17 protein-coding genes, 1 tRNA gene and 1 riboswitch are annotated in these 26,630 nt (G+C 43.6%); of the genes, 12 read left to right on the top strand and 6 right to left on the bottom strand.

Annotated elements, in window-relative coordinates; all coding sequences use genetic code 11:
* The first annotated feature begins 83 nt into the window (after nucleotides 1-83).
* Nucleotides 84-160 (top strand) — tRNA-Trp (locus tag ACED53_RS06210).
* A 720-nt stretch (nucleotides 161-880) separates the two neighbouring features.
* On the opposite strand, the gene ACED53_RS06205 is transcribed toward ACED53_RS06210, so the two are convergent.
* On the bottom strand, nucleotides 881-2,161 hold the full coding sequence (locus tag ACED53_RS06205) for a sodium:proton antiporter (protein ID WP_017099430.1): 1,281 nt from the start codon (nucleotides 2,159-2,161) through the stop codon (nucleotides 881-883).
* Nucleotides 2,162-2,330: 169 nt separating this feature from the next.
* Between ACED53_RS06205 and metH the strand changes: the two genes are divergently transcribed.
* Entirely contained in the window at nucleotides 2,331-6,008 is a 3,678-nt protein-coding gene (metH, locus tag ACED53_RS06200) for a methionine synthase (RefSeq protein ID WP_017099431.1), read from the top strand.
* A gap of 115 nt (nucleotides 6,009-6,123) precedes the next feature.
* On the opposite strand, the gene lysC is transcribed toward metH, so the two are convergent.
* Nucleotides 6,124-7,491: a lysine-sensitive aspartokinase 3 gene (gene lysC / locus ACED53_RS06195; protein WP_017099432.1), complete on the bottom strand. Its 1,368-nt coding sequence runs from the start codon at nucleotides 7,489-7,491 to the stop codon at nucleotides 6,124-6,126.
* A gap of 109 nt (nucleotides 7,492-7,600) precedes the next feature.
* A riboswitch (Lysine riboswitch) is annotated at nucleotides 7,601-7,778 on the bottom strand.
* Between the two features lie 176 nt (nucleotides 7,779-7,954).
* Here lysC and ACED53_RS06190 point away from each other — a divergent pair.
* Nucleotides 7,955-9,094 (top strand): alanine--glyoxylate aminotransferase family protein, encoded by a 1,140-nt coding sequence (locus ACED53_RS06190; protein WP_017098877.1) that lies wholly within the window; start codon nucleotides 7,955-7,957, stop codon nucleotides 9,092-9,094.
* 104 nt (nucleotides 9,095-9,198) lie between these two features.
* Here ACED53_RS06190 and ACED53_RS06185 read toward each other — a convergent pair whose 3' ends face one another.
* The 4 genes from ACED53_RS06185 to ACED53_RS06170 all read right to left on the bottom strand — a co-directional run bounded on the left by ACED53_RS06185 (nucleotide 9,199) and on the right by ACED53_RS06170 (nucleotide 15,712).
* Nucleotides 9,199-10,959, bottom strand: coding sequence for a PglL family O-oligosaccharyltransferase (locus tag ACED53_RS06185; RefSeq protein WP_017101389.1), 1,761 nt, complete (start codon nucleotides 10,957-10,959; stop codon nucleotides 9,199-9,201).
* Between the two features lie 96 nt (nucleotides 10,960-11,055).
* Nucleotides 11,056-13,887, bottom strand: a complete 2,832-nt coding sequence (gene uvrA / locus ACED53_RS06180) for an excinuclease ABC subunit UvrA (RefSeq protein WP_017101388.1) — start codon at nucleotides 13,885-13,887, stop codon at nucleotides 11,056-11,058.
* A 150-nt stretch (nucleotides 13,888-14,037) separates the two neighbouring features.
* Nucleotides 14,038-14,910 (bottom strand): UTP--glucose-1-phosphate uridylyltransferase GalU, encoded by an 873-nt coding sequence (galU, locus tag ACED53_RS06175; protein ID WP_017101387.1) that lies wholly within the window; start codon nucleotides 14,908-14,910, stop codon nucleotides 14,038-14,040.
* A gap of 154 nt (nucleotides 14,911-15,064) precedes the next feature.
* Nucleotides 15,065-15,712, bottom strand: a complete 648-nt coding sequence (locus ACED53_RS06170) for a LuxR C-terminal-related transcriptional regulator (protein ID WP_029222919.1) — start codon at nucleotides 15,710-15,712, stop codon at nucleotides 15,065-15,067.
* Nucleotides 15,713-15,989: 277 nt separating this feature from the next.
* Here ACED53_RS06170 and ACED53_RS06165 point away from each other — a divergent pair, with 277 nt between their 5' ends.
* The 9 genes from ACED53_RS06165 (at nucleotide 15,990) to ACED53_RS06125 (ending at nucleotide 26,618) form a co-directional block, all read left to right on the top strand.
* Nucleotides 15,990-16,547 carry a single-stranded DNA-binding protein gene (locus tag ACED53_RS06165; RefSeq protein WP_009847868.1) on the top strand — a complete coding sequence of 186 codons (558 nt, stop codon included), beginning with the start codon at nucleotides 15,990-15,992 and terminating at the stop codon, nucleotides 16,545-16,547.
* 161 nt (nucleotides 16,548-16,708) lie between these two features.
* Nucleotides 16,709-18,724: an RNase E specificity factor CsrD gene (csrD, locus tag ACED53_RS06160; protein ID WP_017101385.1), complete on the top strand. Its 2,016-nt coding sequence runs from the start codon at nucleotides 16,709-16,711 to the stop codon at nucleotides 18,722-18,724.
* 2 nt (nucleotides 18,725-18,726) lie between these two features.
* Nucleotides 18,727-20,169, top strand: coding sequence for an MSHA biogenesis protein MshI (locus tag ACED53_RS06155; RefSeq protein WP_017101384.1), 1,443 nt, complete (start codon nucleotides 18,727-18,729; stop codon nucleotides 20,167-20,169).
* Nucleotides 20,169-20,816, top strand: a complete 648-nt coding sequence (gene pilO / locus ACED53_RS06150; protein WP_009847865.1) for a type 4a pilus biogenesis protein PilO — start codon at nucleotides 20,169-20,171, stop codon at nucleotides 20,814-20,816. The genes ACED53_RS06155 and pilO overlap by 1 nt, the downstream gene beginning before the upstream one ends.
* Complete coding sequence (locus ACED53_RS06145; RefSeq protein ID WP_017101383.1) at nucleotides 20,809-21,141, top strand: hypothetical protein; 333 nt, start codon at nucleotides 20,809-20,811, stop codon at nucleotides 21,139-21,141. Before pilO ends, ACED53_RS06145 begins: the two co-directional genes overlap by 8 nt.
* A 15-nt stretch (nucleotides 21,142-21,156) precedes the next feature.
* Nucleotides 21,157-22,812: a pilus (MSHA type) biogenesis protein MshL gene (gene mshL, locus ACED53_RS06140; RefSeq protein WP_017101382.1), complete on the top strand. Its 1,656-nt coding sequence runs from the start codon at nucleotides 21,157-21,159 to the stop codon at nucleotides 22,810-22,812.
* A gap of 56 nt (nucleotides 22,813-22,868) precedes the next feature.
* Nucleotides 22,869-23,708, top strand: a complete 840-nt coding sequence (locus ACED53_RS06135; protein WP_017101381.1) for an ExeA family protein — start codon at nucleotides 22,869-22,871, stop codon at nucleotides 23,706-23,708.
* A 2-nt stretch (nucleotides 23,709-23,710) separates the two neighbouring features.
* Entirely contained in the window at nucleotides 23,711-24,904 is a 1,194-nt protein-coding gene (locus ACED53_RS06130) for a lipopolysaccharide assembly protein LapB (RefSeq protein ID WP_032499325.1), read from the top strand.
* Nucleotides 24,894-26,618, top strand: coding sequence for a GspE/PulE family protein (locus ACED53_RS06125; protein ID WP_017101379.1), 1,725 nt, complete (start codon nucleotides 24,894-24,896; stop codon nucleotides 26,616-26,618). The genes ACED53_RS06130 and ACED53_RS06125 overlap by 11 nt, the downstream gene beginning before the upstream one ends.
* Nucleotides 26,619-26,630 lie beyond the last annotated feature (12 nt).

The following is a 26,630-nucleotide window of genomic DNA, read 5'->3' as shown; positions in this document are numbered from 1 at the left end:
CGGCCTGTCACGCCGGGGGTCGCGGGTTCGAGTCCCGTCCACTCCGCCACTTATTCAGAGGTTCAGCTCTTTAAAACTGAAATAGGGGTGTAGCTCCAATTGGCAGAGCAGCGGATTCCAAATCCGCGTGTTGGGAGTTCGAATCTCTCCACCCCTGCCATATTTAAGGCTCTAGCAGAAATGCTAGGGCCTTTTTGCTTTCTGAAGCTAATTATACGCCATTAGCAAAGCAGCGGATTCTCCGGCTTGCCAAAATAGCGCGTGTTGGGAGTCTAAACCTCTACTCCTGCCACATACAAAGCCTCAGCAGAAATGCTAGGTTTTTTTACGTCTGTTGCTTCTTCGAAGCAATGTTGGGAGAACTAGGCGTCCTCCTAACTTACCAGTTTGGTTGAATCTCCGGAGTGCCGACTCAGTCCTCCTCTGGCATATTTAAGGATCTAGACTGCACGCCCCGGTAGAAAGACTAGACCCTTCTTGCTACTGCATCAGATGTTCTATAGAGAAGTTTCGGTTCTAGAACATTGGTGTGCGAAGCTTTACTCTAATTACAATTCCTCTTCGATCGTGGTTCTCTTTCTACACTTTATTATGCTTTCAATACTTCACTTGAAAAGAAGGCCATGTATCTTTACTTAATTTATTTCCGTAAATACTTTGTGTTTATCTTCGCTCGAATGCACTCAAACTGGTGGTTGCTTGTTGGCCTGTTTGGAAGAGTTAGGTACGACAAAGAGTCGTGATTGCAGATAGCAATCATGACTAAAGTAGTGGTCAGAGATAGGGAGCAACTTGTAGGCTAGAGAGGCGTGCTTGTTGATGGACACAGGTACAAAAAAGGCCGCTTATACTAAGCGACCTTCGTTTATATTTTTCGGTGTTAATCCAATTCTTTCTCAGCTTGTTTCGCTTTTTCTATCATTGGAGTGATTGTTGATCCTTGAGCCAGAATAGAGAATACAACAACAGCATAGGTCATAACGAGGATTATCTCTTTAACATCTATTGCCTTGTCTTCAATCACCCAGATACCTGAAGGGATTGAAAGTGCCATGGCTAGAGCTAAGCCTCCGCGTAAACCACCCCAAGTTAGAATCTTAGTTGACCACGGGTTGTAAGTTCTAAAGCGTTTAAATCCAATATAAGACAAGAAAACACTTAGGTAGCGAGCACTCAATACTAGAGGAACTGCGAACGCCATCAAAATCCAATCTTCTTGGTGGAACTTGAATAGCAGCATAGACATACCAATCAACAAGAATAGTACGCCATTTAAGAACTCATCTATTAATTCCCAGAAATGGTCTAGGTGATCCTCACTTTCCTTAGAAAATCCGATGAAGCGTGTCCAGTTGCCTATCATGATACCAGATACCACCATTGCTAATGGTCCAGATACATGCAGAACCTCTGCAAAAGCATAACCAGCTGTAGGAATACCGATGGTTAATAGCAACTCCATCGAGTGGTCATCGGTGTTGCTGATTAGATAGTGGAATATCAAACCTAAAACAAATCCGTATACGATACCGCCAATAGCCTCTTGGACGAATAACATGGTCACGCTACCTACAGTCGGTGCTTCTGTGCCGAACGCAATGGTAAATAGGGTTACGAAGATGACTAGGCCAAAACCATCGTTGAATAGAGATTCTCCCTCTATTTGAGTAGAGATTCGTCTGGGAGCATCGAGCTTCTTCACTATTGCTAATACAGCTATTGGATCGGTTGGAGATATTAGAGAACCAAACAGTAAGCAATAAATTAGGTCAAATTGAATACCGATAAATTGACAGAATCCATAAAGTACAAAGCCAATAAAGAATGTCGAAAATAGTGTAGCACCAAGAGCGAGTACCGTTATTTCCCATTTCTGATCTTTTAGATTAGGTAACTTAATCCCCAAACCACCTGCAAAGAGTAAGAATCCCAGTATTCCTTTCAGGAGGAAGTCTTCAAAATTGATACTGGCAACGGTTTCTGAGGCGATGTCAGCCAATTGGAACCAATTGTTTTGTCCCGCAATGATAATCAATAGAGATAGCATCATTGAACCAGCTGTGATGGCGATGGTTGTCTGCATTTTACCAATTTTGGTATTAACGAAAGCAATAAGCATGGCAGCAGCGGACAAGAAGCATAAGGTGTAATAGACCGACATTGGGAACTCAATATGTAACAAAATATGAATATTAATTCTCGTTCTCTCATGCTCAAATAGCAAACATTTTTTTGTCATGACTTGGTCATTTACTTCATATTTTAGACGTCTAGACTCCTTTTGAATGTGTGGTAGGATGGAGAGATAATTAAAGGAATGAGGTTGTATCGTGGGAAGTAATGTAAGGCAAAAGATTGAGGCTCTGTTGAAGCAACGAATTTTACTGATCGATGGTGGTATGGGTACCATGATTCAGGATTATAAATTGGAAGAGCAAGACTATCGCGGTGAGCGATTTGCTGATTGGCATAGTGACTTAAAAGGTAACAATGACCTTTTGGTACTTACGCAGCCTAAGCTTATCAAAGATATCCATATGGAGTATTTGGAAGCCGGTGCTGATATCCTCGAGACCAATACCTTTAACGCTACAACCATCGCTATGGCCGACTATGATATGGAAAGTCTTAGCGAAGAAATTAACTATGCTGCTGCTAAGTTGGCTCGTGAAGCGGCAGATGAATGGACAGTGAAGACTCCTGATAAACCCCGTTTCGTGGCGGGTGTGTTAGGTCCAACTAACCGAACTTGTTCTCTCTCTCCAGATGTTAATGATCCGGGCTATCGTAATGTTAGCTTTGATGAACTTGTTGAGGCTTACTCTGAATCGACTCGTGCGCTTATCAAGGGCGGTTCAGACTTAATTCTTATTGAAACTATCTTCGATACGTTAAACGCGAAAGCGTGTGCTTTTGCGGTTGAATCTGTCTTTGAAGAAGTAGGTATCATTTTACCGGTTATGATCTCCGGTACTATCACAGATGCATCTGGTCGGACGCTTTCCGGACAAACAACAGAAGCATTCTATAATGCCCTTCGTCATGTAAAACCTATCTCATTTGGATTGAACTGTGCATTAGGTCCAGATGAATTGCGCGAATATGTCGGTGAGATGTCTCGTATCTCCGAATGTCATGTTTCTGCACACCCTAATGCGGGTTTACCTAACGCATTTGGTGAGTATGACCTTTCTCCCGAAGATATGGCTGAACACGTCAAGGAATGGGCTGAAAGTGGTTTCTTGAACTTAATTGGTGGTTGTTGTGGTACGACGCCAGAACATATACGCCAAATGGCAGAAGCTGTTGAAGGTGTAACACCGCGCCAATTACCAGATTTACCCGTCTCTTGTCGTCTCTCTGGTTTAGAGCCATTGACGATATCCAAGGAATCTCTGTTTGTTAACGTGGGTGAGCGAACTAACGTTACGGGCTCTGCTCGCTTTAAGCGCCTTATCAAAGAAGAGCTATATGATGAAGCTTTGAGTGTGGCTCGAGAGCAAGTTGAGAATGGCGCTCAAATTATCGATATCAACATGGATGAAGGGATGCTAGACGCTGAGGCGTGTATGGTTAAATTCCTTAATCTATGTGCGTCTGAGCCTGAGATCTCGAAAGTGCCAGTCATGGTCGACTCTTCAAAATGGGAAGTTATTGAAGCGGGTCTGAAATGTATTCAGGGTAAAGGCATCGTTAACTCGATCTCATTGAAGGAAGGGAAAGAGAAGTTTGTCGAACAAGCGAAACTGGTTCGCCGATATGGTGCTGCCGTTATCGTGATGGCGTTCGATGAAGTTGGCCAAGCTGATACTCGAGAGCGTAAGGTTGAGATTTGCACTAATGCCTACAATATTCTGGTTGATGAAGTGGGCTTCCCACCTGAAGATATTATTTTTGACCCGAACATTTTTGCTGTGGCGACAGGTATTGATGAGCATAACAACTATGCGGTCGATTTCATTGAAGCTGTAGGGGACATCAAACGAGACTTACCTCATGCGATGATTTCTGGTGGTGTATCGAATGTTTCGTTCTCATTCCGAGGTAATAACTACGTTCGTGAGGCTATCCACGCAGTATTCCTATACCACTGCTTTAAAAACGGTATGGATATGGGCATCGTAAATGCTGGGCAATTAGAGATTTACGATAATGTCCCTGAGGATTTACGTGAAGCCGTTGAAGATGTGGTTCTAAACCGCCGAGATGATTCCACTGAGCGCTTGCTAGATATCGCAACTGAATATCTAGAGCGTGCAGTTGGAAAAGTTGAAGATAAATCTGCTTTAGAGTGGCGTACCTGGCCAGTAGAAAAACGCTTAGAGCATTCCTTAGTGAAAGGTATTACCGACTTTATTGTTGAAGATACCGAAGAAGCTCGTGTTAATGCCTCTCGCCCTATCGAGGTGATAGAAGGCCCATTAATGGATGGTATGAATGTGGTTGGTGACCTCTTTGGTGAAGGTAAGATGTTCCTTCCTCAAGTGGTGAAATCTGCACGTGTTATGAAGCAAGCGGTAGCCCATCTAGAGCCATTTATCAATGCAACCAAAGACGTAGGTGCAACTAACGGAAAAATCTTACTTGCGACCGTAAAAGGAGATGTTCACGATATTGGAAAAAATATTGTGGGCGTTGTCTTGCAGTGTAATAACTACGAAATTATCGATTTAGGCGTGATGGTTTCATGTGAAAAAATCCTTAAGGTCGCTAAGGAAGAAAACGTCGATATCATTGGCCTTTCGGGTTTGATCACTCCTTCCCTGGATGAGATGGTGCATGTTGCGAAAGAAATGGAAAGACAAGGCTTTAAACTGCCTCTTCTCATCGGTGGAGCAACCACATCTAAAGCGCATACAGCCGTTAAGATTGAACGGAACTACTCTGAGCCTGTGGTCTACGTAAACAATGCTTCACGTGCGGTGGGTGTGTGTACTTCGTTGCTATCTAACGAATTGAAACCTGCATTTGTTGAGAAGTTGAATATTGATTACGATCGCGTTCGCGATCAGCATAATCGTAAGAAGCCTCGTACTAAACCGGTCACTCTTGAAAGAGCACGTGCTAATAAAGTAGCTATCGATTGGGATGCTTACACGCCACCGGCACCCGCTAAACCGGGAGTTCACATCTTTAATGATTTTGATGTGGCAACTTTGCGTCAGTACATCGACTGGACTCCATTCTTTATGACATGGTCATTGGTCGGTAAATACCCTGCAATTCTTAGTCATGAAGAAGTGGGCGAGGAAGCGAAACGCTTATTCAAAGATGCCAACGATTTATTGGATCGAGTACAGAAAGAGAAATTACTTGGAGCTCGTGGGATGTGTGCGATGTTCCCTGCTAACAGCGTTGGCGATGATATCGAAGTGTATACCGATGAATCTCGTACTGAAGTGTTAAAGGTTTTACACAACCTTCGTCAACAAACCGAGAAGCCAAAAGGTTTTAACTACTGTTTGTCTGATTACATCGCTCCAAAAGAAAGCGGGAAAGCGGACTGGATTGGCGGTTTTGCCGTAACGGGGGGGATTGGTGAACGTGAATTGGCTGATGAATACAAAGCCAATGGCGATGATTACAATGCCATCATGATTCAAGCGGTTGCTGACCGATTGGCTGAAGCGTTCGCGGAGTATCTGCATAAAGAAGTGAGAAAGGATATTTGGGGTTACTCGCCAGATGAGGACTTGTCTAACGACGATTTGATTCGTGAGAAGTACCAAGGTATTCGTCCAGCTCCAGGTTACCCTGCTTGCCCAGAACATACAGAAAAAGGAACGTTGTGGGAGTTGATGGACGTTGAAAAAGCGATCGACATGTCACTAACAACGAGCTACGCGATGTGGCCTGGTGCTTCAGTGTCTGGTATGTACTTTTCACATCCTGATGCCCGATACTTTGCGATTGCACAGATTCAACAGGATCAAGTGGATAGCTATGCCGACCGTAAAGGTTGGGATATGTTGGAAGCTGAGAAGTGGTTAGGCCCAAACATTAACTAGTTTGAATCTATAACGAGCTTTGCTTCGCAATGTAAAAAAGAGAAAGGGTTGCTTAATAGCAACCCTTTTTGTATCTGTAATTTAGTTATTTATCTGTCGATGATAAACGGACTACCTACTCAAATAACTCTTGATGAAGTTTTTGAATCGCCAACTTAGACACAGATTCATCTAGCAAGAAGCATAGGTTGTGTGGGCTTGCTCCGTAACAAATCATACGTAGGTTGAAATCTTCTAGAGTGCCGAATACCTGCTTTGCATAGCCTTTGCTTTCGCTCATGTTGTTACCAATAAGAGCAACAAGGCATAGGTCGTGCTCAATATCTACGGAACACAACTCTTCAAGCTCAAGGCGAGCGGCTTCAGGTAACTCAGGAGCACCACCAGAGGTATCGGTTTGATCGAGAGTAAGTGAGACACTGATCTCTGAGGTAGTGATAAGATCGACTGAGATCTTATGTTTAGCCAGGATCTCGAATACCTTTGCCAAAAAACCATAGGCATGGAACATGTTAGCGCTGCGTAGCGTAACCATGGTTTGGTTGCAGCGTAGGGCAAGCGCTCTGAACAGAGGAGAGCTTTCAACTTGTTGACGAATCCATGTTCCACCAAGCTCTGGTGCTTTTGATGAGCCGACAAAAACAGGGATTTGATGGCGTAGTGCAGGAACCAGAGTTGAAGGGTGTAATATTTTCGCGCCAAAGTTTGCCATCTCAGATGCCTCACTGAAGCTGATCTCTGGGATAGGAGATGCTTTCGATGCGATGCGTGGATCTGTGGTGTAGATGCCTGGAACATCAGTCCAAATTTCTAAGCCAATCGCTTGTACCGACTCCGCAATCAGTGCAGCTGAGTAATCACTGCCGCCACGACCTAACGTTGTGGTGTTACCTTCGCTGTCGGCACCGATAAAACCTTGGGTAACGACAACTTGTTCTTCGCAAAGTGGAATCAGTTTCTGCTGTGCAAGGGCTGCAATATCTTCCAGTTGTGGTTCTGCTTTACCGAAATCATCATTGGTGCGCATCACTTCTCTGATATCAAAACGAGCCGCTGGTGTACCACGTTCGCGAATGATTTGAGCGAGGATATGTGTCGACATCAGTTCGCCACATGCCACTAGGTGATCGGTGAGTTTGGTACTGGCTTGGAATGATGCGGCTTCTGCAGCGCTCGCAATATCATCCAGAATACAGTGCATATCTTTTTCAATGCTAATTGGGTCAGCTAGCTGAGCAAGAATCGTATTATGAATGTCGGTTAACTGTGTCACTAGTTCTTGGCGACGAGTTTTATCTTGAACACCATTCGCGAGTTCAACAAGCAGGTTAGTCACGCCAGAGCATGCGCTACTCACGACCAGTTTCGTATTTGAGTTGTTTTCAATAATGGCAGCACAACGGCTCATTGCTTCAAAGTTGGCAACACTTGTTCCACCAAACTTAGCGACATTAAAAGAACCAGCTACATTAGATGCACTCACGATATATCTCCCACGATTTCCTAAAATAAAATTACTGTTGGGTAATCCAACGTCCGATGTTTTTCGAAGAGAGTTTTAGAGCAAAAAAGAGAGGAATTATTAGAATAGTAACCTCAGAAGCTCTTCACCATATAGAAATGGCGACAGTTAACGGGATTCAGCCCGCTCAACCGATAATAAAGGTCCTGCATCCTTTTATTATCTCGGCACTGCTCCCCATGAATGTTTTGTATTGGAAATGCGGTTCCACAAAACACCTGCCTGGGCAGTGCTCCTCTTCTGCTAGATAGCCATTTCATTGAACGTGTTTGCGCAAATAATGTCAATCCGTAACGTGAGATAATTGAAAAATAATTTTAACAATTATGTGACACTGGTTTGACCTCAATACTTATGGCTAATTGCTGAGGTAATCAATTTGCTTTAGGGTGGACTGTTCACAACATTAACGTAAGGGATATACATGTCTAATTTAACACTCACTGCTGCTATCGATAGTTTTTATCCGCCACACCGAACGTTAATGGGGCCGGGGCCTTCAGACATTTCTCCTCAAGTTTTACAGGCCTTAAGCCGTCCAACCATTGGTCACCTCGACCCGCTATTTATTGCGATGATGGATGAGCTTAAACAACTTCTTAAGTATGCATTCCAAACAGAGAATGAATTTACGATTGCTGTTTCTGCTCCAGGCAGTGCGGGCATGGAAACCTGTTTTGTTAATTTGATTGAGCCTGGTGAAAAGGTCATTGTTTGTCGTAACGGTGTTTTTGGTGAGCGTATGCGCGAGAATGTTGTTCGCTGCGGTGGTGAAGCGATCCTTGTTGATGACGAGTGGGGTAAGCCCGTTTCAGTTGAAAAGGTAGAAAAGGCATTGGCTGAAAACCCCGATGCTGTTGCTGTCGCATTTGTGCATGCCGAGACGTCTACTGGCGCGTTATCGGATGCTCAAGCTATTTCCGCAGTCGCTCGCCAGTTTGATGCATTGTCGATTGTGGATGCGGTGACATCATTAGGTGGTGTGCCATTGTTGGTTGATGAATGGCAACTCGATGCGGTTTATTCAGGCAGTCAGAAGTGTCTGTCTTGTGTACCTGGTTTATCTCCCGTGACGTTCTCTCAACGTGCTGTCGATAAAATGAAAGCACGTCAAGCTCCCGTACAAAGCTGGTTCTTGGATCAGAGCTTGGTATTAGGTTATTGGAGTGGAGAAGGTAAGCGTAGCTATCACCACACTGCGCCTGTGAACAGCCTATATGCTCTGCATGAGTCGTTGGTTTTATTGAAAAATGAAGGCCTGGATAATGCGTGGTCACGTCACCATGCGATGCACCAAGAGCTTAAAGAAGGCGTAGAAGCACTAGGATTAAAGTTTGTGGTTGATGAAGAGAGTCGCCTACCTCAATTGAATGCGCTTTACTTCCCTGAAGGGATTGATGAAGCCAAAATAAGAACGCAGCTGTTAGAAGAATATAATCTTGAAATCGGTGCAGGCCTTGGCTCTTTAGCTGGGAAGGCTTGGCGTATTGGTTTAATGGGTTATGGCGCTCGAAAAGAGAATGTAGCCTTATGCTTAAAAGCGTTGCAAGACGTTCTAAAATAGTAGCTATAAGCTGAAGTTCAAAAGAAAAGCGCACGAGAGATCGTGCGCTTTTTTGTGCCTAACCGAAAGGTCAGAAATGGTGCTTTAGTTCCGAGATCTAAACATCACTCAGCAGACGACAGGTTATCTTCTTGTGATACTCTTTTATACTGAATCTTGGAAAAGTCTCGATTTGGGAACAAGAAGCTCGCTTCACTGCGAATTTGTTCTGCCTTGCTGTGATCACCTAATCCTTGATACGCGAGAATCAGGTTGCTGTAGAAAGCAGGCCTTGGCTTACTCTTTATGATCTCTAACGACCAATCTATATAAGGCTGGATCAGGCTAGGATCGGCTTTGTAGAGGCCGATATTTAGATAGGTACTGTACACGTCCCAATCATAGCGATCTTTCCATACTACGGGGTTCGTTACCTGCTTAAGAATGTCCGGGTTTTTCGGCTTAGACATTTCAAATTTAGTGAGTACATAATTGGTGTGTAAGGCACTCAGCATGTAAAAACTCACCAAGATAGGAACGACTAAGCTCGACACTCTGAATAGGGTTTTACTGACGATACTAAACGGCTGCTGATAGTGGCGAGAAGTCCGTTGATCGACCCAGTAAATCAAAATGATAAAGGTTATCCAGTGAATCGCCGAGTGGTAAAAAGGATACTCAAGCTGAGAATGTAAGAGTATTGGTATGAACAGCGCAAGTAGTGCTAGACGTGTTCCTTTCGCTGAGTTAGCTATGCGTGACATCACCAACACCGCAGCAATCAAGATCCCGATGATTGGTACTATTCCGCCCTCAACCCCCCAAAACAGGAACTCATTGTGTGGGTGATCCATTGAAGGAAGGCCGGGATGATAATTTGGGTTGAGTTGATGCTGGCGAGCTGTGTATAGCGTGTACTCGGATTCGAATTTTCCGTAGCCATACCCTGTAAATGGCTTTTCGATCATCATATCGAGCGCTTGCGGAAAGGTATAAGCTCGTGGGCTTTCTAAGTTAGCCCTTTTGCTTGCGAGGCTATCAGTTGTACTGAGGCTGATCACCGAAAAAGCGACGACGATACCGACTACCACTGATACACACCATCCGTAGAAGCGCTTCTTGGTCGAGAACTTGTAAAGGTAAGGCAGAATGCAGACAAACCCGATTACGGCAGCCAACCATCCTGTACGTGATGCAATGATGATCAGCAAAGGTACGGTTAAGGTTGGTGTCAGGTATAGTAAGAATGACTCGCTAATTTTGCGATTATATTTAGCAGGCTGTCTCGCTAAAAGATAAGCTGAAAGCACAAAACCGGTAGCTAAAAAGCTGGCCATAACATTCGGTTGTTGAAATATCCCATAAGGTCTATTGGCCGCAGTGTTATAACCAAATAGGTTGCCAGGTTCCAGTAAGAAATATTGCACATAGCCAAAAAGTGCTTGTAGGACGACAGCAAGAACAATGAACCACAACATGCGTTGTTTGTGTTTGTTACTGAATTTAAATTGCTGAAGCACCACGAATAAAGCGAAGCCCGCCCACAATCCCAGTAGTCGGCCTGATGCGGCTTGAGGAGAGGCGTTGCTGTAAATAATGGGCAACGTCAGTATCACGCAGCTTATTAGCAAGCCAACGGTTAACTTTGAATATTTGAGTGCTCGGTTAGTGGCAAGCTGGTAGAAGCCAATCGCCAACGTAAAGCTAAGAGCTAACCAAGTGGTTGGATTAAAGGATAAAGCGAGGCCTGAGCCTCCAGGATTGGGCATGAAAAAGTGCATGGCTAATAAGAATATAACAGCTAAAGAGGCAAGGAATGCCTTGTTAAGCGGAAGCTGAGTTCTCTGATTTTCTAGCTGGGTACCGCTAGTATGTATTGTTGCCATAAATCCCTAACCTTATAAAAACAGAGCTTGTTCCTTCTGAAAAAAGCCCTGTTACTTTAACATTTTTCTGTCTGCTCGCAGGGAGCTATTTTACACCTACTTCAAATTTAACATAGGCTTAAGGAAGCGAGCAGTGTGCGAACCTTCGACTAACGCCACATCTTCAGGTGTACCTTCTGCAACAATTTCACCGCCTCCTTGACCACCTTCAGGGCCAAGATCTAGGATCCAGTCCGCTGTTTTGACGACGTCTAGGTTATGCTCAATCACGACAACCGTATTACCGTGATCCCGTAATCTATGCAGTACCGTTAACAGTTGCTGGATATCGTGGAAATGTAGGCCTGTTGTTGGCTCATCGAGAATGTATAAGGTTTTCCCCGTGTCTCGCTTAGATAACTCTCTTGCTAACTTAACACGTTGTGCTTCACCGCCAGACAAGGTTGTTGCTGCTTGTCCGAGGCGAATGTAGGAAAGGCCAACATCCATCAATGTTTGCAGCTTACGAGCAATAACAGGAACAGGGTTGAAGTATTCTCGAGCATCTTCGACAGTCATCTCTAGAACTTCGTCAATGGTTTTCCCCTTGTAGCGGACCTCTAGCGTTTCACGGTTATAACGCTTACCTTTACACACATCGCACGGTACATACACATCTGGCAAGAAATGCATCTCTACTTTGATGACACCGTCTCCCTGACACGCTTCACAGCGACCACCACGAACGTTAAAACTGAATCGACCTGGCTTGTAGCCACGAGATCGTGATTCTTGGGTACCTGCAAATAACTCACGAATTGGCGTGAAAATACCAGTGTAGGTTGCAGGGTTTGATCTAGGGGTGCGACCGATAGGGCTTTGATCAATATCGATCACTTTGTCGAAATGCTCTAAGCCTTTTATCTTTTTGTGCTGTGCCGGAACCGCAGTGGTTGCACCGTTTAATTGAGTGTGAGCAACTTTAAAGAAGGTGTCATTGATTAGTGTTGATTTTCCTGACCCCGATACCCCCGTAATACAGCTGAACAAGCCTACAGGGATTGTCGCAGTGACATTCTTTAGGTTGTTTCCTTTCGCGCCAACGATCTCGACGACCTTTTTCTTGTTGATAGGCGTTCTTTGTTTTGGTACCGCAATTTCTTTGGCGCCGCTCAGGTATTGCCCTGTTAAAGAGTTCGGATTTTCGATGATGTCTTGCATGGTACCTTCTGCCACCACGTGACCACCATGAACACCTGCGCCTGGACCTATATCGATAACATGGTCAGCGCAACGAATCGCATCTTCGTCATGCTCAACAACAAGTACGGTATTTCCTAAGTCTCTTAGGTGAACCAGAGTTTGTAGTAGACGTTCATTATCACGCTGGTGGAGGCCAATCGATGGTTCATCCAGCACATACATAACACCCACTAAACCGGCTCCAATTTGACTTGCTAGACGAATTCTTTGCGCTTCACCACCTGACAGTGTTTCTGCACTGCGTGATAGGTTCAGGTAATTCAAACCAACGTTCACCAAAAAATGCAGACGATCATTGATCTCTTTCATCACTTTATCAGCAATTTGTCCACGCTGGCCGTCTAACTTCAACTCTTGGAAAAATTGTAGTGCGTCAGCAATACTGAGCTGAACGATTTCTGGCAGTGTGGTATCGCCAATAAAGACATTTCGAGCTTCTAATCTTAAGCGTGTACCATCACAGCTAGAGCATGATTTCGTTGATATGTACTTGGCAAGATCTTCACGCACCGCGCTAGATTCAGTGTCGCGGTAACGGCGTTCCAGCGTATTTAAAATACCTTCAAAGGGGTGACGCTTGACTCGGATATCACCACGATCATTGATGTATTTGAATTCAACTTCAGTTCTACCAGAGCCCTTGAGGATGATCTCTTGAGTTTTCTTTGGTAAAGAGTTGAACGGAGCATAAAGGTCAAAACCATAATGGTCTGATAGCGATGTCAGCATTTGGAAATAGTAATAATTTTTCTGATCCCAGCCTTTTATCGCACCTTCTGCAATGCTTAGGTTCTCATCTAAAATTACTCGAGTTGGGTCAAAATATTGTTGAACACCAAGTCCATCACACGTACCACATGCACCAGCAGGATTGTTGAATGAGAATAGGCGAGGCTCAAGTTCTTGCATGCTGTAGCCACACTTTGGACAAGCAAAATTAGCCGAGAACACGATCTCTTCTTGTTCTTTATCATCCATCCAACCGACTACAGCGATACCGCCAGAGAGCTCTAATGTTGTCTCAAACGATTCAGCTAAACGCTGTTGAAGATCTGGGCGAACCTTAAAGCGATCAACGACAACTTCAATGGTGTGCTTCTTGTGCAGTTCCAATGTTGGTGGATCGGACAAATCACAGGTCTCGCCATCAATACGGGCACGGATAAAGCCTTGAGCCGCTAGGTTCTCAAGCGTTTTAACGTGCTCACCTTTACGTTCTTTGACTATCGGAGCCAAAAGCATCATCTTTGAACCAGCAGGCAGTTCTAAGACTTTATCGACCATTTGACTGATGGTTTGTGCTGCAAGAGGGGTATTGTGATCAGGACAGCGTGGTTCACCGACTCGCGCGTAAAGCAGTCTTAGGTAATCATAGACTTCAGTGATGGTGCCAACCGTTGAACGAGGATTGTGAGAAGTTGATTTCTGTTCTATCGAGATGGCTGGAGATAAACCTTCGATGTGGTCGACATCAGGCTTTTCCATGAGAGATAGAAATTGACGAGCATAGGCCGACAGAGACTCAACATAACGACGTTGACCTTCTGCGTAGAGGGTATCAAACGCAAGTGACGACTTTCCTGAACCTGATAATCCAGTGATAACCGTTAGCTTATCACGGGGTATGGTTAGGTTAATGTCTTTGAGGTTATGCGTACGAGCGCCTCTAATTTCTATTTTATCCATCTCAACAGACCATGTAATTTTAAGTGGCTAAAGTATTACATAGAGTGAGATTTGTGCAAAGTTTTACTGGATAAAAAAACAGTAAACAAAAAAGGGTGACTCAAAGAGCCACCCTTTCTACCAATTTAAACGTTGATTATTAACCCGTTGTCACGCTTCTTTCTTTGTCGAGTGCTTACCTAGTTCGATTTGCTTTTGGTCTTTTTTGTATAGATTTTCAAAGCAGTAGTTTGTTGCTTCGATATAACCTTCAACACTACCGCAATCAAAACGTTGGCCTTTAAATTTGTAAGCCAACACACAGCCTGCTCTTGCTTGTTTTAGCAATGCATCAGTGATTTGGATTTCGCCGCCTTTGCCTGGTTCAGTCTGCTCGATCAGTTCAAAGATATCTGGAGTCAGAATGTAGCGGCCAATGATCGCTAGGTTGCTTGGTGCAGTACCTGGTTCTGGCTTTTCTACCATGTCATCGACACGGAAAAGATCGTCTTTGATCATCTCGCCCGAGATAACACCGTATTTATGAGTTTCGTTTTCAGGCACTTCTTGTACTGCAACGATTGAGCAACGGAACTGCTTGTATAGCGCAACCATTTGAGCCAGAACGCCTTGCTGCTCGTTCACACAAAGGTCATCAGCAAGCACAACGGCGAAAGGCTCATCACCCACAAGTTCACGACCAGTCAAGATAGCATGGCCTAGACCTTTCATTTCGCGTTGACGAATGTAGGTAAAGTTTGCTGCTTCAATCGTCTCACGAATATTGATCAGCAAGTCTTCTTTATTGGTACCGCTAATTTGGTGCTCTAGCTCGTAGTTCTTATCAAAGTGATCCATCAGTGAATGTTTACCACGGCCAGTAACGATGCACATTCCATCCATACCGGCTTCGATAGCTTCCTCTACACCGTATTCAATCAGAGGTTTGTTTACTACAGGCATCATTTCTTTCGGCATTGACTTAGTTGCTGGTAAAAAACGTGTACCGTAGCCTGCTGCCGGGAAAAGGCACTTTTTGATCATGATAAGACCCTTTATCTATAATAATTATTGATTCAACTGATTTGTTGATATTTCTGAGGGCAACTCTAGCATATGTTATGTCGAAATTTCAGCAACAATACCAATGATTACTCGAGCTTCCCTCAAAATTATTGTCAGATTAGAGGCGGAGTGGTTATGCAAGCAAGTTTTGGTTTGCCCATGCAATAGCTTGGACTCTATTTTTCACCGCTAACTTACGGAATATTTGATAGAGGTGGGATTTGACCGTGAATTCGCTAATGAAAAGGTCATCGGCTATTTGAGTATTTGATGATCCTGATTGAAGGCAGCGAATGACTTGGATTTCACGAATAGTTAAATCAACATTGGTTGGGGTCGTATTGGTATTGACCATATTACGATAATAAAACAGAAGTTGATTAGTCACCTTCCTAGGTAGCCAGTTGTCACCATCGATCACTTCTTGAAGACCACGAGCAATCTTGTCCTTTTGTTCAGTGTTGTAAAAGAGTCCTTTTAGTACCCCATAGGTAAGAAGCTCTGAGGTTGGAAGTTGCTGGGGGACATTGAATAAAATGATTTCGTGATTTTTCCACATAACAGTCAGGTTAGGACAAATAACCAGTAGTTGTGGTACCTCTCTATAATCGACGAGCAAGATCCGGTTACTCTGCTTTCTATCAACTAACATTAATTCGTCGGGTGTCATTTTGTAGAGAATAATAGATAAGTGCTTTTCTATCTCCTTTACATGTAGATAGGTATCGTTTGGGTCGATGCACAGAAAGTGTAAAGTGCGAGCGTATCTTGATTTTCTCATTGAAACGTCCTGTTTGAGTGGGATTAGATTCCACGTTGTCATGCAGGCTTTCGCTTCTCTAGCGCCTTGATAGTGACTTGCGTTGAATATCAATTATCAAAGTAAATGAGTGGTTTGTAAGTGGAGAAAAAAGCAACATCGCTCTGAATATCATGATTTGTTACGTTTTTATTCTTTGTGGTGGAGTGAGAATAGGAAGCGATTTATCACAGCAGAAAAGCATGCTATTCTTGTGCGCTAAAATTTTCTGAGACTATGAATTTAGACGGAGCAAATCATGGCTAGCCGTGGAGTTAACAAAGTTATATTAGTGGGTAACCTAGGTAATGACCCTGAAATTCGTTACATGCCAAATGGCGGTGCAGTAGCGAACATTACCATTGCAACGTCAGAGTCATGGCGTGACAAAGCAACTGGCGAACAGCGCGAAAAAACAGAATGGCACCGTGTTGCTCTGTTTGGCAAGCTGGCGGAAGTTGCTGGTGAGTACCTACGTAAAGGTTCCCAAGTTTACATTGAAGGTCAACTTCAAACGCGTAAATGGCAAGATCAAAGCGGTCAAGATCGCTACACAACAGAAGTCGTTGTTCAAGGCTTCAACGGTGTAATGCAAATGCTTGGCGGTCGTGCTCAAGGCGGTGCTCCTGCCCAAGGTGGTATGGGTAACAACCAACAGCAAGGTAGTTGGGGTCAGCCACAGCAGCCACAACAACAGCAGCAACAATACAGTGCGCCAGCTCAACAGCAGCCGAAAGCACCTCAACAAGCTCCTCAGCAGGCTCAACCTCAATATAATGAGCCGCCGATGGATTTTGATGATGACATCCCATTTTGAGGACTGTTTTTAATATATTATAAAAGCAGTATTAAATTGGAAGAAGCCGCGTTCGTCGCGGCTTTTTGTTACCTACAATTCTTAACGCTTTATTTACAACGTCAATTTATAGTATAAGTAGCAATACGGTATAATGTGAGTTGAAAAGGATTTCGTTATTCATGAGATATACCCCGACACTAAAATTGAGCACTCGATTGGTCGCATTTGTCACCGTGATAGTGATCAGTGCGATGTTCATCCTTTTTATTGGTGGCACACTCTCCTTTAAGCGTATAGGACAGGAATATTTAGATCATTATTTGGTTGGCATTGTTGACGTCGTAGATAAAGAGATGGAAGATCCAGATGCTGCGTATTCAATGCAACGTTGGATGCCGAAGATGTTGCAGGCAAGCAATATCGTTGAGATGAAGCTTTCAAACAAAACCGGTATCGTTTACCGATTTAAAGATACCTCCCCACAAATTGATCCAAACCGTCTCTATGAAAGAAGCTTCATTTTAGATCGAAATGAAGGCTATCAAATCGAATTTAAAGCACTCCCCCCTTATATTGGTTACAACTACTCGATTGAAGCTATGTGGTCGATTACTTTGGCGGTGGCATTGATCCTTTTTTGTTTGGCCCGTGGTGTTCGTTGGTTAAAAGAACAGTTAATGGGCTCAGAGATTTTGGAAGAGCGAGGGAGAATGATCCTTGCTGGGCAGGTAGAGGCTCATTCAAAAGGGGACGAGCGAGAATGGCCATATACGGCAAGTGAAGCGCTTGATGTACTGATTGAAGAGTTGAAAGATGCACGCCAAGAGCGAAGTCGCTTTGATACTTTTATCCGCACCCATACTTTTCTAGATAAGCTCACTGGTACAGCCAACCGAGTACTATTTGATAACAAACTTGAATCTGTACTGCATGAAAGTGGCGCTCGTGGAGGCGTTTTACTGATACGTATCGACGAGTGGGAACAAGTTCGAGATGCCAATGACAAGCAGCTCACCGACGGATTTATTATTGAAGTTGGTGAAGTATTGTCGAATATTGTTCAGCGTTATCCCGATGTCATTTTTTCTCGCTATTACGAAGCAGACTTTGCCGTGTTTATTCCGCATCAAGGAACAAAGGATATTGCGACGTTGGCTGCTCAATGTTTAAGGCAATTAGATAAATTGACTCCGCCGGAGCCTTTGGAGTCAGATAACTGGTGCCATATTGGCGTGACAATGTATGTCGAAGGTGAACGCCATAGCCAAATCATGGATGAAACGGAAACAGCGTTAAAGAGCGCTCAGTTAGAGCGCATTAATAACTGGAGCCGTTACCCAAAAGAAAATAAAAGTGAGATAGACAGAGGCAGTGTTCGCTGGAGAACATTACTTGATAAAGCCCTACTACCTGAAAATTTAGTAATCTTTGCTCAGCGGTGTTATCTTATGCCGGATTCCGGTCAAGTTAATGAATTGCATAAAGAAATATTTATTAGAATTCAAGATCCAGACAAAGGTCTATTGAAATCTTCTCGTTTTATGTCTGCGGTAGAACAAGTCGGTTATCAAGCTCAAATGGATCAATCGGTTTTGACGGTTTTGTTTAAGTCGCTGAAAGTATCAACACAGCCTGTCAATTATTCGGTGAACTTGAGTGTCACTCCGTTTGCAAATAAATCACATTTTAAATGGTTCAGAAGTGAGTTGTTACAGCTCTCTGCTCAGCATCGTTCTCAGCTTGCTTTTGAGTTTTCAGAAGGCCATCTAATTACTCACCTTGATTATATGCGACCAGTGGCGAAGGTGTTACGAGGGTTAGGGTGTAAAGTGGTGGTTGGCCAAGCTGGGCGAACCATTGTTAGCACTCATTATATAAAGGATTTGAAGGTTGACTATATTAAGCTTCATCGAAGTTTGGTAAAGAAAATCGATAAACGGCATGAAAACCAACTGTTTGTTCGAAGTCTGATTGGAGCATGCGGTGATTCTCCAACTGAAGTGATCGCGGTCGGAGTTGAGACAAAGCAAGAAAAGAATACCTTGATAGAGTTAGGCATTAACGGTTATCAAGGGAGATATTTCGACGAAGAACAACAAATAATTCCCTTGCCTACTCAAGGGGAGAAGACAGTGAAAGCTGAATCCGTTGTAAAAATCGGTCGAAGAAATCGATGGCGTAAGAGTAATAGTTAAGCATGAATTTTAAAGCGATTTTAGACAAAATAAAGCCAACGAATAATAACGGTAGTTCTCAAATTGTCCTTTTGGGCAATGATACCGTTTATATTTCATCGGCTGAGTCAGAACCTCAAGTCACCAGTTTCCCTGTGGTTAACGGTGACTGGGAAAGTGCGCTGAAAAAATTGTTGAGCAGTGAGTCGCTTACTAGTGATAGCCTTCAGCTAATTGTATGTGCGAACTACTACCAAACCTATCAAATTGATAAACCGGACATTCCACAGAGTGAATGGTCGGTGGCATTGCCTTTTCTATTGAAAGATCTGATCTCTGAAAGGGTGACTGATATTACAGCGAGTGCGGTAGCGCTACCGACCTCGAATAAGCTACAAGTGTATGTTTTGCCTAAAAAGCTATTGGACAAGCTTGTAAGTATTACTAATTCAGCACAAGTTGATCTTAAAGGTATTGCTCCCGAAGATGAAGTTTGGGGCTACAGTGCTGGTGAGCTCTCTAATTTCATTCTTTTACAACGCAGCCCTAACTCACATTTTAAGCTTGGTGCATTTGTTGAAAACACGGTTTGCTTCCAAAGAACAATCCGCAGTGTTGTCCCCCCCTTAACTGGTACCGCATCAAGTGCATTGCAGTTGGATGGTCTAGCTTTAGAGCTCCAAAGGTCGATTGATTACCTTTCTTCTCAAATTAAAGGCACCCAACTTCATCAGTTAAAAATATGCTGTGATGAGGAAGATGAAGCTGAATTGCAGAGCGTGTTAAATAGCACATTGAGTTCGACCGTTTCTTTACTTGTTGAAGGTGAGCGCGAAAATTCAGAGAAATGGTTAGTTACGCTCGCGGCTGAAAAGAATGTTTTTAACGTTAATCTCTACCCAGAGCACCTTAAGCCTAAAAAAGAGTATTTCACTCTAGTGAATGTGGTTATGGTTTGGGGGCTTGTGTGTACCTTGTTGCTTGGCAGTTATTGTGTAATGCAGTATCAAGCATCGAGTTTGGATGAAGAGCTAGCAGCTTTACAATATGACTTGAATCAGCTTAACCAAGAAGTTAACCAATTAAATAGTAAGTTGGTTCAACATAAACCGTCTCCAGTGAAAGTAGCTGCGGTTGCTCGTCTCACTAGTGAGATACAAGCGAATAAAGAGGCTTTGAAGGCGGTCGGTCAATACGATGAATCCCAGCAAGTCGGGTATTCTGGTGTTATGAATTCCTTCGCTAAATTAGGGCGAAATGATATTTCGCTTTCGCATATCTACATGACTCACGAGACCCTAGAGCTTCGCGGTTTGGCTCGTGACGCTAATGTTGTTCCAAACTGGATTGGTCAGTTTAAAAATGAACTTAATTTAGTCGGGCGCACCTTTGAAAAGATAAAGATAGGTCGTAATGAGCAAGATGTGGTGACGTTTGAGTTAAGTACTCATAGGGAGAGTGAATAATGCAACTGTGGAACCAGCTTAGCGATAAGTTCCTTGCATTAAGCCTGAGAGAGAAATGGCTACTTTTCGTGTGTGGTCTAGTGGGCTTATCCATGCTTGTATTTACCTTATTGATTGAACCTGCATATCTTGATTTACAAGAAAAGAATGTGAAGTCGATGAGCCTTACGCAGTCAAATCAGAAACAACAAGGTGAATTACTTGTTCTACAAGCCAAGTTGAACAAAGACCCAGATAAAGAAATTGATCTTGAGTTAAAAAAACTATTGGTTGAGAGCCAAGAGCTATCATTTGAGCTCGCTGAAATCGTTGATAGGTTGGTTACGCCTTCTCAAATGGCGCAGTTATTAGAGAGCGTTCTTAATGCAGGTAATGGACTGAAGCTTGAGTCTTTAGAATCGTTACAACCAGAAGCTATTTCGGACAATCAAGAGAACAGTGACAATTCAAAGTACTTTCTCCATCCTGTTAGAATGGAGTTGACGGGTAGCTACTTCGATATTTCAATTTATCTTCAAGCACTTGAGTCACTTCCTGTGAGCTATTATTGGCGCACGTTTGAGTATTCAGTAGAAGAATATCCCAAAGCTCGACTTGTGTTCGAGGTTTACACCCTAGGTACCAGACAGGAGTTTATCGGTGGTTAGAACTCTAGTGTTATCTTTGCTGTTTGGTAGTTCAGTGGTATGGGCAGAACAAGACCCAACTGCGCCATTAGGTTGGCTTTCGCCCCTGCAGAAATCAGCATCAGCTAAAAAGGCGCCAGTTCAATATCGTTTACCGTCTCTAGAGAGCATTGTTTGCAAGGGCGATACACCTTGTTATGCGATTATGAATGGTCTGATTCTCGAACAAGGAGAAACGATCAGAGGGTACCGAGTTAAGAACATTGATCCAGAGTACGTCACTCTGCAGAGAAGCTCTAAGCAGTGGAAATTAGAGATGTTCTCTTTAGATGTTAAGAATAATTAAGGTTAGAGTGAAGACATGCGTAAACTTGTAGTAGCAATTCTAGTGTCATCTTTAGTCGGCTGTTCGATGGGGCATAGAGACCCTGTTGAGATAAAAGAGTCTTTAAACGAATCTATTAATGAAGCGAATAGCAAAGCACTTCATAACTTACCTTCGTCGGTACAAGATGACCTTATGCCTCAGCTAAGTTCGGACTCTATGTCTCCGAATGTGGAAACCGTCAAGCGCTTTCGTATTCAAGCAAAAGGCGTTGAAGCGAGAACCTTTTTTGCAAGCCTAGTGAAAGGTACAGAGTACAGTGCCGCGATTCATCCAAGCGTTGCTGGAAAACTTACTCTAAATCTAACAGACGTGACCTTAGATGAAGTTCTGGCTGTTGCTCAGGATATGTATGGTTACGATATTGAAAAACGTGGCAAAGTGATTCAAATTTATCCGGCCGGTTTGCGCACAGTCACGATTCCAGTGGATTACTTGCAAGTAAAGCGTTCTGGTCGTTCTTTAACGACGATTACTACTGGAACAATTTCCACTTCAGACTCTAACTCGAACTCATCTAACTCGAATTCAAACTCATCAAACTCGAACTCCAATTCGTCTAGCTCCACATCTAACGGTGGTACGGAGATTGAAACGATATCTGAAAGTGATTTTTGGCCGCAGCTTGAAGCGGCAGTCGCTCACTTAATTGGTTCTGGTGATGGGCAAAGCGTTGTGGTTACGCCACAAGCGAGTGTGATTACGGTACGTGCTTACCCCGATGAAATCCGAGAGGTTCGTGAGTTCCTTGGGATTTCTCAGAAACGTCTGCAGCGCCAAGTTATCTTGGAAGCCAAAATTATGGAAGTGACACTTAGTGACGGCTATCAACAAGGCATTAACTGGACCAAGATGTTTTCGTCGAACGGTACTAACTACACGCTAGGTATGGGTTCTATCGTTAAAAATGCAGCTGGTACGATCATCCCAGGCAAACTACCAGGCATGGACCCAATCGGTACCGCTTTAGGTGGTCAATCTAACCTCGTTGTTTCTGGAGGTAGTTTTGAAGCCGTCTTGAGTTTCATGGATACGCAGGGTGACTTGAATGTGTTATCTAGCCCAAGAGTGACAGCAGCTAATAACCAGAAAGCGGTTATAAAAGTGGGTATAGATAAATATTTCGTGACGAATTTATCAAGTTCGGTCGGTAGTGGTGATAACGCGAATGTTGCCCCTGAAGTTGAGCTAACCCCGTTCTTCTCCGGTATTTCTTTGGATGTGACGCCGCAGATCGATGATAAAGGAAATGTGTTCCTACATGTTCACCCCGCAGTGATTGAGGTGGAAGAGGAAGTGAAAGAGCTTAATCTTGGCTCAACAACTGGTGTTGTGACGCTGCCGCTGGCTAAAAGCTCTATTCGTGAGTCTGACTCCGTGATTCGAGCGCAAGATGGTGATGTGGTTGTTATTGGCGGATTGATGAAATCAAACACCAGTGACATGACTTCAAAAGTTCCATTTCTTGGTGATATCCCTGCACTCGGTCATTTGTTCCGTAATACCAGTCAACTTACTCAAAAAACTGAACTCGTTATTCTATTAAAGCCAACGGTTGTAGGTGTAAATACTTGGCAATCAGAAATGGAGCGTTCTCGAGATCTTTTACAAGAATGGTTCCCTGATGAATAGTAACCACTCACTTTATCAATGCAGATTGGTAGTGAATTACTAAGCTAGGTCGTCTTATGTATCAAGTTCATTTTGATTTTGAACAGTTACCATTTACGTTAACGCCGAATACCGATTTTTTTTATGGTTTAGCACCTCATTTTGAGGCAATTCAAACGGTCATTTCGGCGTTAGAAATGGGCGAGGGGGTAGTTAAGGTTACAGGGGAGGTCGGCACAGGCAAAACCATGGTGTGCCGAATGTTGGTCAATCATCTCAATGATTGTACTGCTTTAATTTACCTGCCTAACCCAGTGCTATCTGGGGCTGACTTACGACAAGCCGTGGCTAAAGAGCTTGGTTTGATTACCGATAATGAAGCCACCTTAGTGGATAACATTCAACATAAACTTATTGAATTGCACAACTCAGGCTTACGAGTGGTTGCGATTCTTGATGAGGCTCAGGCGTTGTCAGATGAAGCTCTAGAGACCTTAAGGTTGTTTGGTAACTTAGAAACTGAAGATAAAAAGCTGCTGCAAATTGTTCTATTAGGGCAGCCGGAATTGGATGTTCGATTAGAGGCTTATCATTTAAGGCAATTTCGTCAAAGAATCACATTTAGTTCGACACTGAGGCCACTGACTCTCGATGAAACGGTAGCTTACATTGATAACCGGATCGCTAAATCTGGTGGCAAATATGCTCCCTTTAGCCTGAGCCATAAAAAAGCGATCTGGCGCTCTTCTTTGGGGATCCCAAGGTTGATTAACCAGTTGTGTCATAAAGCTTTGTTGCTTGCTTTTAGTGAAGATAAGAAAAATATAGAAAACCAACATCTCTTTGCTGCAATGCATGAAACATACGATGTGTGTAAACCTAAATTTAAAACGCCAATGCTGTGGGGGTGGAACTAATTATGAGCGTCATTAATAACGCCTTGTCTGAATTGGCAAAAAAAGAGTCAACAGCATCGATTGAAGCTGCGGTGGTACCTAAAGTAAAAACACGCTCTCCATTGGTTTGGGTGGTCGCAGGTTTTACCCTTAGCTTGGCCATGGGGGGCTGGGCTATATCACAAGGCCCTGCTGTCGATAACTCAATATCAACTCGAGATATACAAGTTTCCGTTATTGATACTTCAGAAGGCAATTCAGAGGGTAGTCCTGAAGCGGCCATTACTCAACCTGTATCCTCGCCGACTAAGAAGTTAGTGACGCTAGATTCAGCGAACCTTTCGGCTCACAACACGGCAATACTAAAAAGTACTCAATCTAAATCGGATTCAGTCATTGCTGTATCAACTCAGTCAGTTACAAAGCCTAAAGTAAACCCTGAATCTCAAGCTATACCTAAATCTCAAAGCGCACCTAAAGCTCAAAGTATACCTAAAGAAAAAATAGCAAAGCCAATGCTTGTTGCTAGCGTGGCTAAAAAAGATCCCACACCAGTATCAAATCAACCTGAAACGTCTGGCGATTCAGAAAGCAATGGAATGTTGATTGAGCAGGTGGAACTAACGCCTGAACAACTTTCTATTAATGCTCAAGGCCGAGCTAAGAAGGCTCTTGATGCCAACGATCTTTCTGGAGCGTTGAAAGGTTATAACGAAGCGCTCCGTTATGATCCAAGAAATGAAGATGTCCGTCAGAAACTAGCAATTCTCTATTTTGGTAAAGGTGATACTCGCAAAGCGTATGAGTTATTTCAGTCGGGTATCAAACTCAATATCAACAGTGAAAAACTGCGCCTAGGTTTATCGAAGCTACTTGTGAAAGCCAATCAAGCGGAAGCTGCTTTGAGCCCATTAATACACTTACCGCCTAGTCCAACTCAAGACTACTTAGCAATGCGTGCTGCATTAAGTCAAAAGTCTCAGCAAGAAGATATTGCGCTAGAGAGCTACCAAAAATTGACTGAGGTCGATTCAGATAATGCTCGCTGGTGGTTAGGTTTAGCGATTCAGCAAGAACGTCAGCTTGATTTCATGGCTGCAAAGCAATCATATCAAGGAGCATTGGTTAGAGTTGGGATCTCATCTCAGTCGCAAGGCTTTGTTCGTGATCGCTTAAAGATAATCAATGCTTTAGAGGAGAGTAGCGATGCAAATTAGATTAAGAAAAAGGCTCGGTGATTTGCTCGTAGAAGAGGGCATCATTACTGAAGATCAAGTTGAACAAGCTCTGGCTGCTCAAAAAAGGACAGGCCGTAAGCTTGGTGATGCACTGATCGAGCTTGGCTTTTTATCAGAGCAGCAAATGCTCAGTTTCTTGTCGCAACAGCTTGCTATTCCTCTTATTGATATTAGCCGAGCTAATGTTGACGTCGAAGCTGTGCAGCTTTTACCTGAGGTTCATGCTCGCCGTCTTCGTGCTTTGGTCATTGGGCGTCAAGGTGACACATTGCGTGTTGCAATGAGTGATCCTGCCGATCTGTTTGCCCAAGAATCATTGCTTAGCCAACTAGGCGACTACGCACTCGAATTTGTCGTCGCACAAGAGAGACAATTGGTTGATGGTTTCGACCGTTATTACCGAAGAACCAAAGAGATTGCCTCATTTGCTGAGCAGCTTCATGCTGAGCATAAAGTTAATGAAGCCTTTGACTTTGATATCGCTGAAGAAGACAGCGACGAAGTTACGGTCGTTAAGCTAGTAAACTCGCTGTTTGAAGATGCTATTCAAGTTGGTGCGTCTGATATTCATATTGAACCAGATTCAAACGTATTACGTTTACGTCAGCGTATTGATGGTGTCCTGCATGAAACGTTGTTGAATGAAGTGAATATTGCTTCTGCACTGGTTTTGCGTTTGAAGCTGATGGCTAACCTCGACATTTCAGAGAAACGACTGCCTCAAGATGGTCGCTTTAATATTCGCGTTAAAGGTCAATCGGTCGATATTCGTATGTCGACTATGCCAGTACAGCACGGTGAGTCAGTGGTTATGCGTTTGCTTAATCAATCGGCTGGCCTACGTAAATTGGAGTTGTCAGGCATTCCGAGTGATTTGCTCGTTCGTCTTCGTCATCAATTACGCCGCCCACATGGCATGATTCTCGTAACCGGGCCTACGGGCTCAGGTAAAACAACGACTCTATACGGTGCGTTAAGTGAATTAAACGAACCGGGTAAAAAGATCATTACCGCTGAAGACCCTGTAGAATACCGTCTTCCTCGTGTGAATCAGGTTCAGGTAAACCCTAAGATTAACCTCAATTTCTCAACGATTTTGAGAACATTCCTACGTCAGGACCCGGATATCATTCTGATTGGTGAGATGCGAGATCATGAAACCGTTGAAATTGGTTTGAGAGCGGCACTTACTGGTCACTTAGTGTTAAGTACTCTGCATACCAACGATGCAGTAGACAGTGCACTGCGTATGATGGACATGGGGGCTCCGGGTTATCTGGTAGCAAGTGCTGTTCGAGCCGTGGTCGCACAGCGGTTAGTTCGTAAGGTATGTGCTGATTGCAAGGTTGATGATGAGCTGGATGAAGCGCGTGAGCAATGGTTGAGTGTTCGTTTCCCAAACCAGCGAGGTACGCCATTTATGAAAGGGCGTGGTTGTCAAAATTGTAATTTGACAGGCTACAGTGGTCGTATTGGTGTGTTTGAAATGTTGGAGCTCGATCAGCCTATGATGGATGCGCTTAGAGCCAATGATGCCGTTGGTTTTGCTCAAACGGCAAGGCAGTCTGAAAATTACAAACCGCTGTTAGCTTCTGCGATGGAATTGGCCATACAGGGGGTTGTGAGCTTTGATGAGGTAATGAACCTTGGCGAAGGCGATGCTTCTGGTGCCACTGATCCAATTTATCTGTAGGGGTAGAGTGAT

The organism is Vibrio sp. 1F169, assembly GCF_041439605.1.
In the GTDB taxonomy this organism is placed as follows: domain Bacteria; phylum Pseudomonadota; class Gammaproteobacteria; order Enterobacterales; family Vibrionaceae; genus Vibrio; species Vibrio tasmaniensis_A.
The sequence above is the reverse complement of the archived record's forward strand: the minus strand, read 5'-3'. Positions and strand labels throughout refer to the sequence as shown.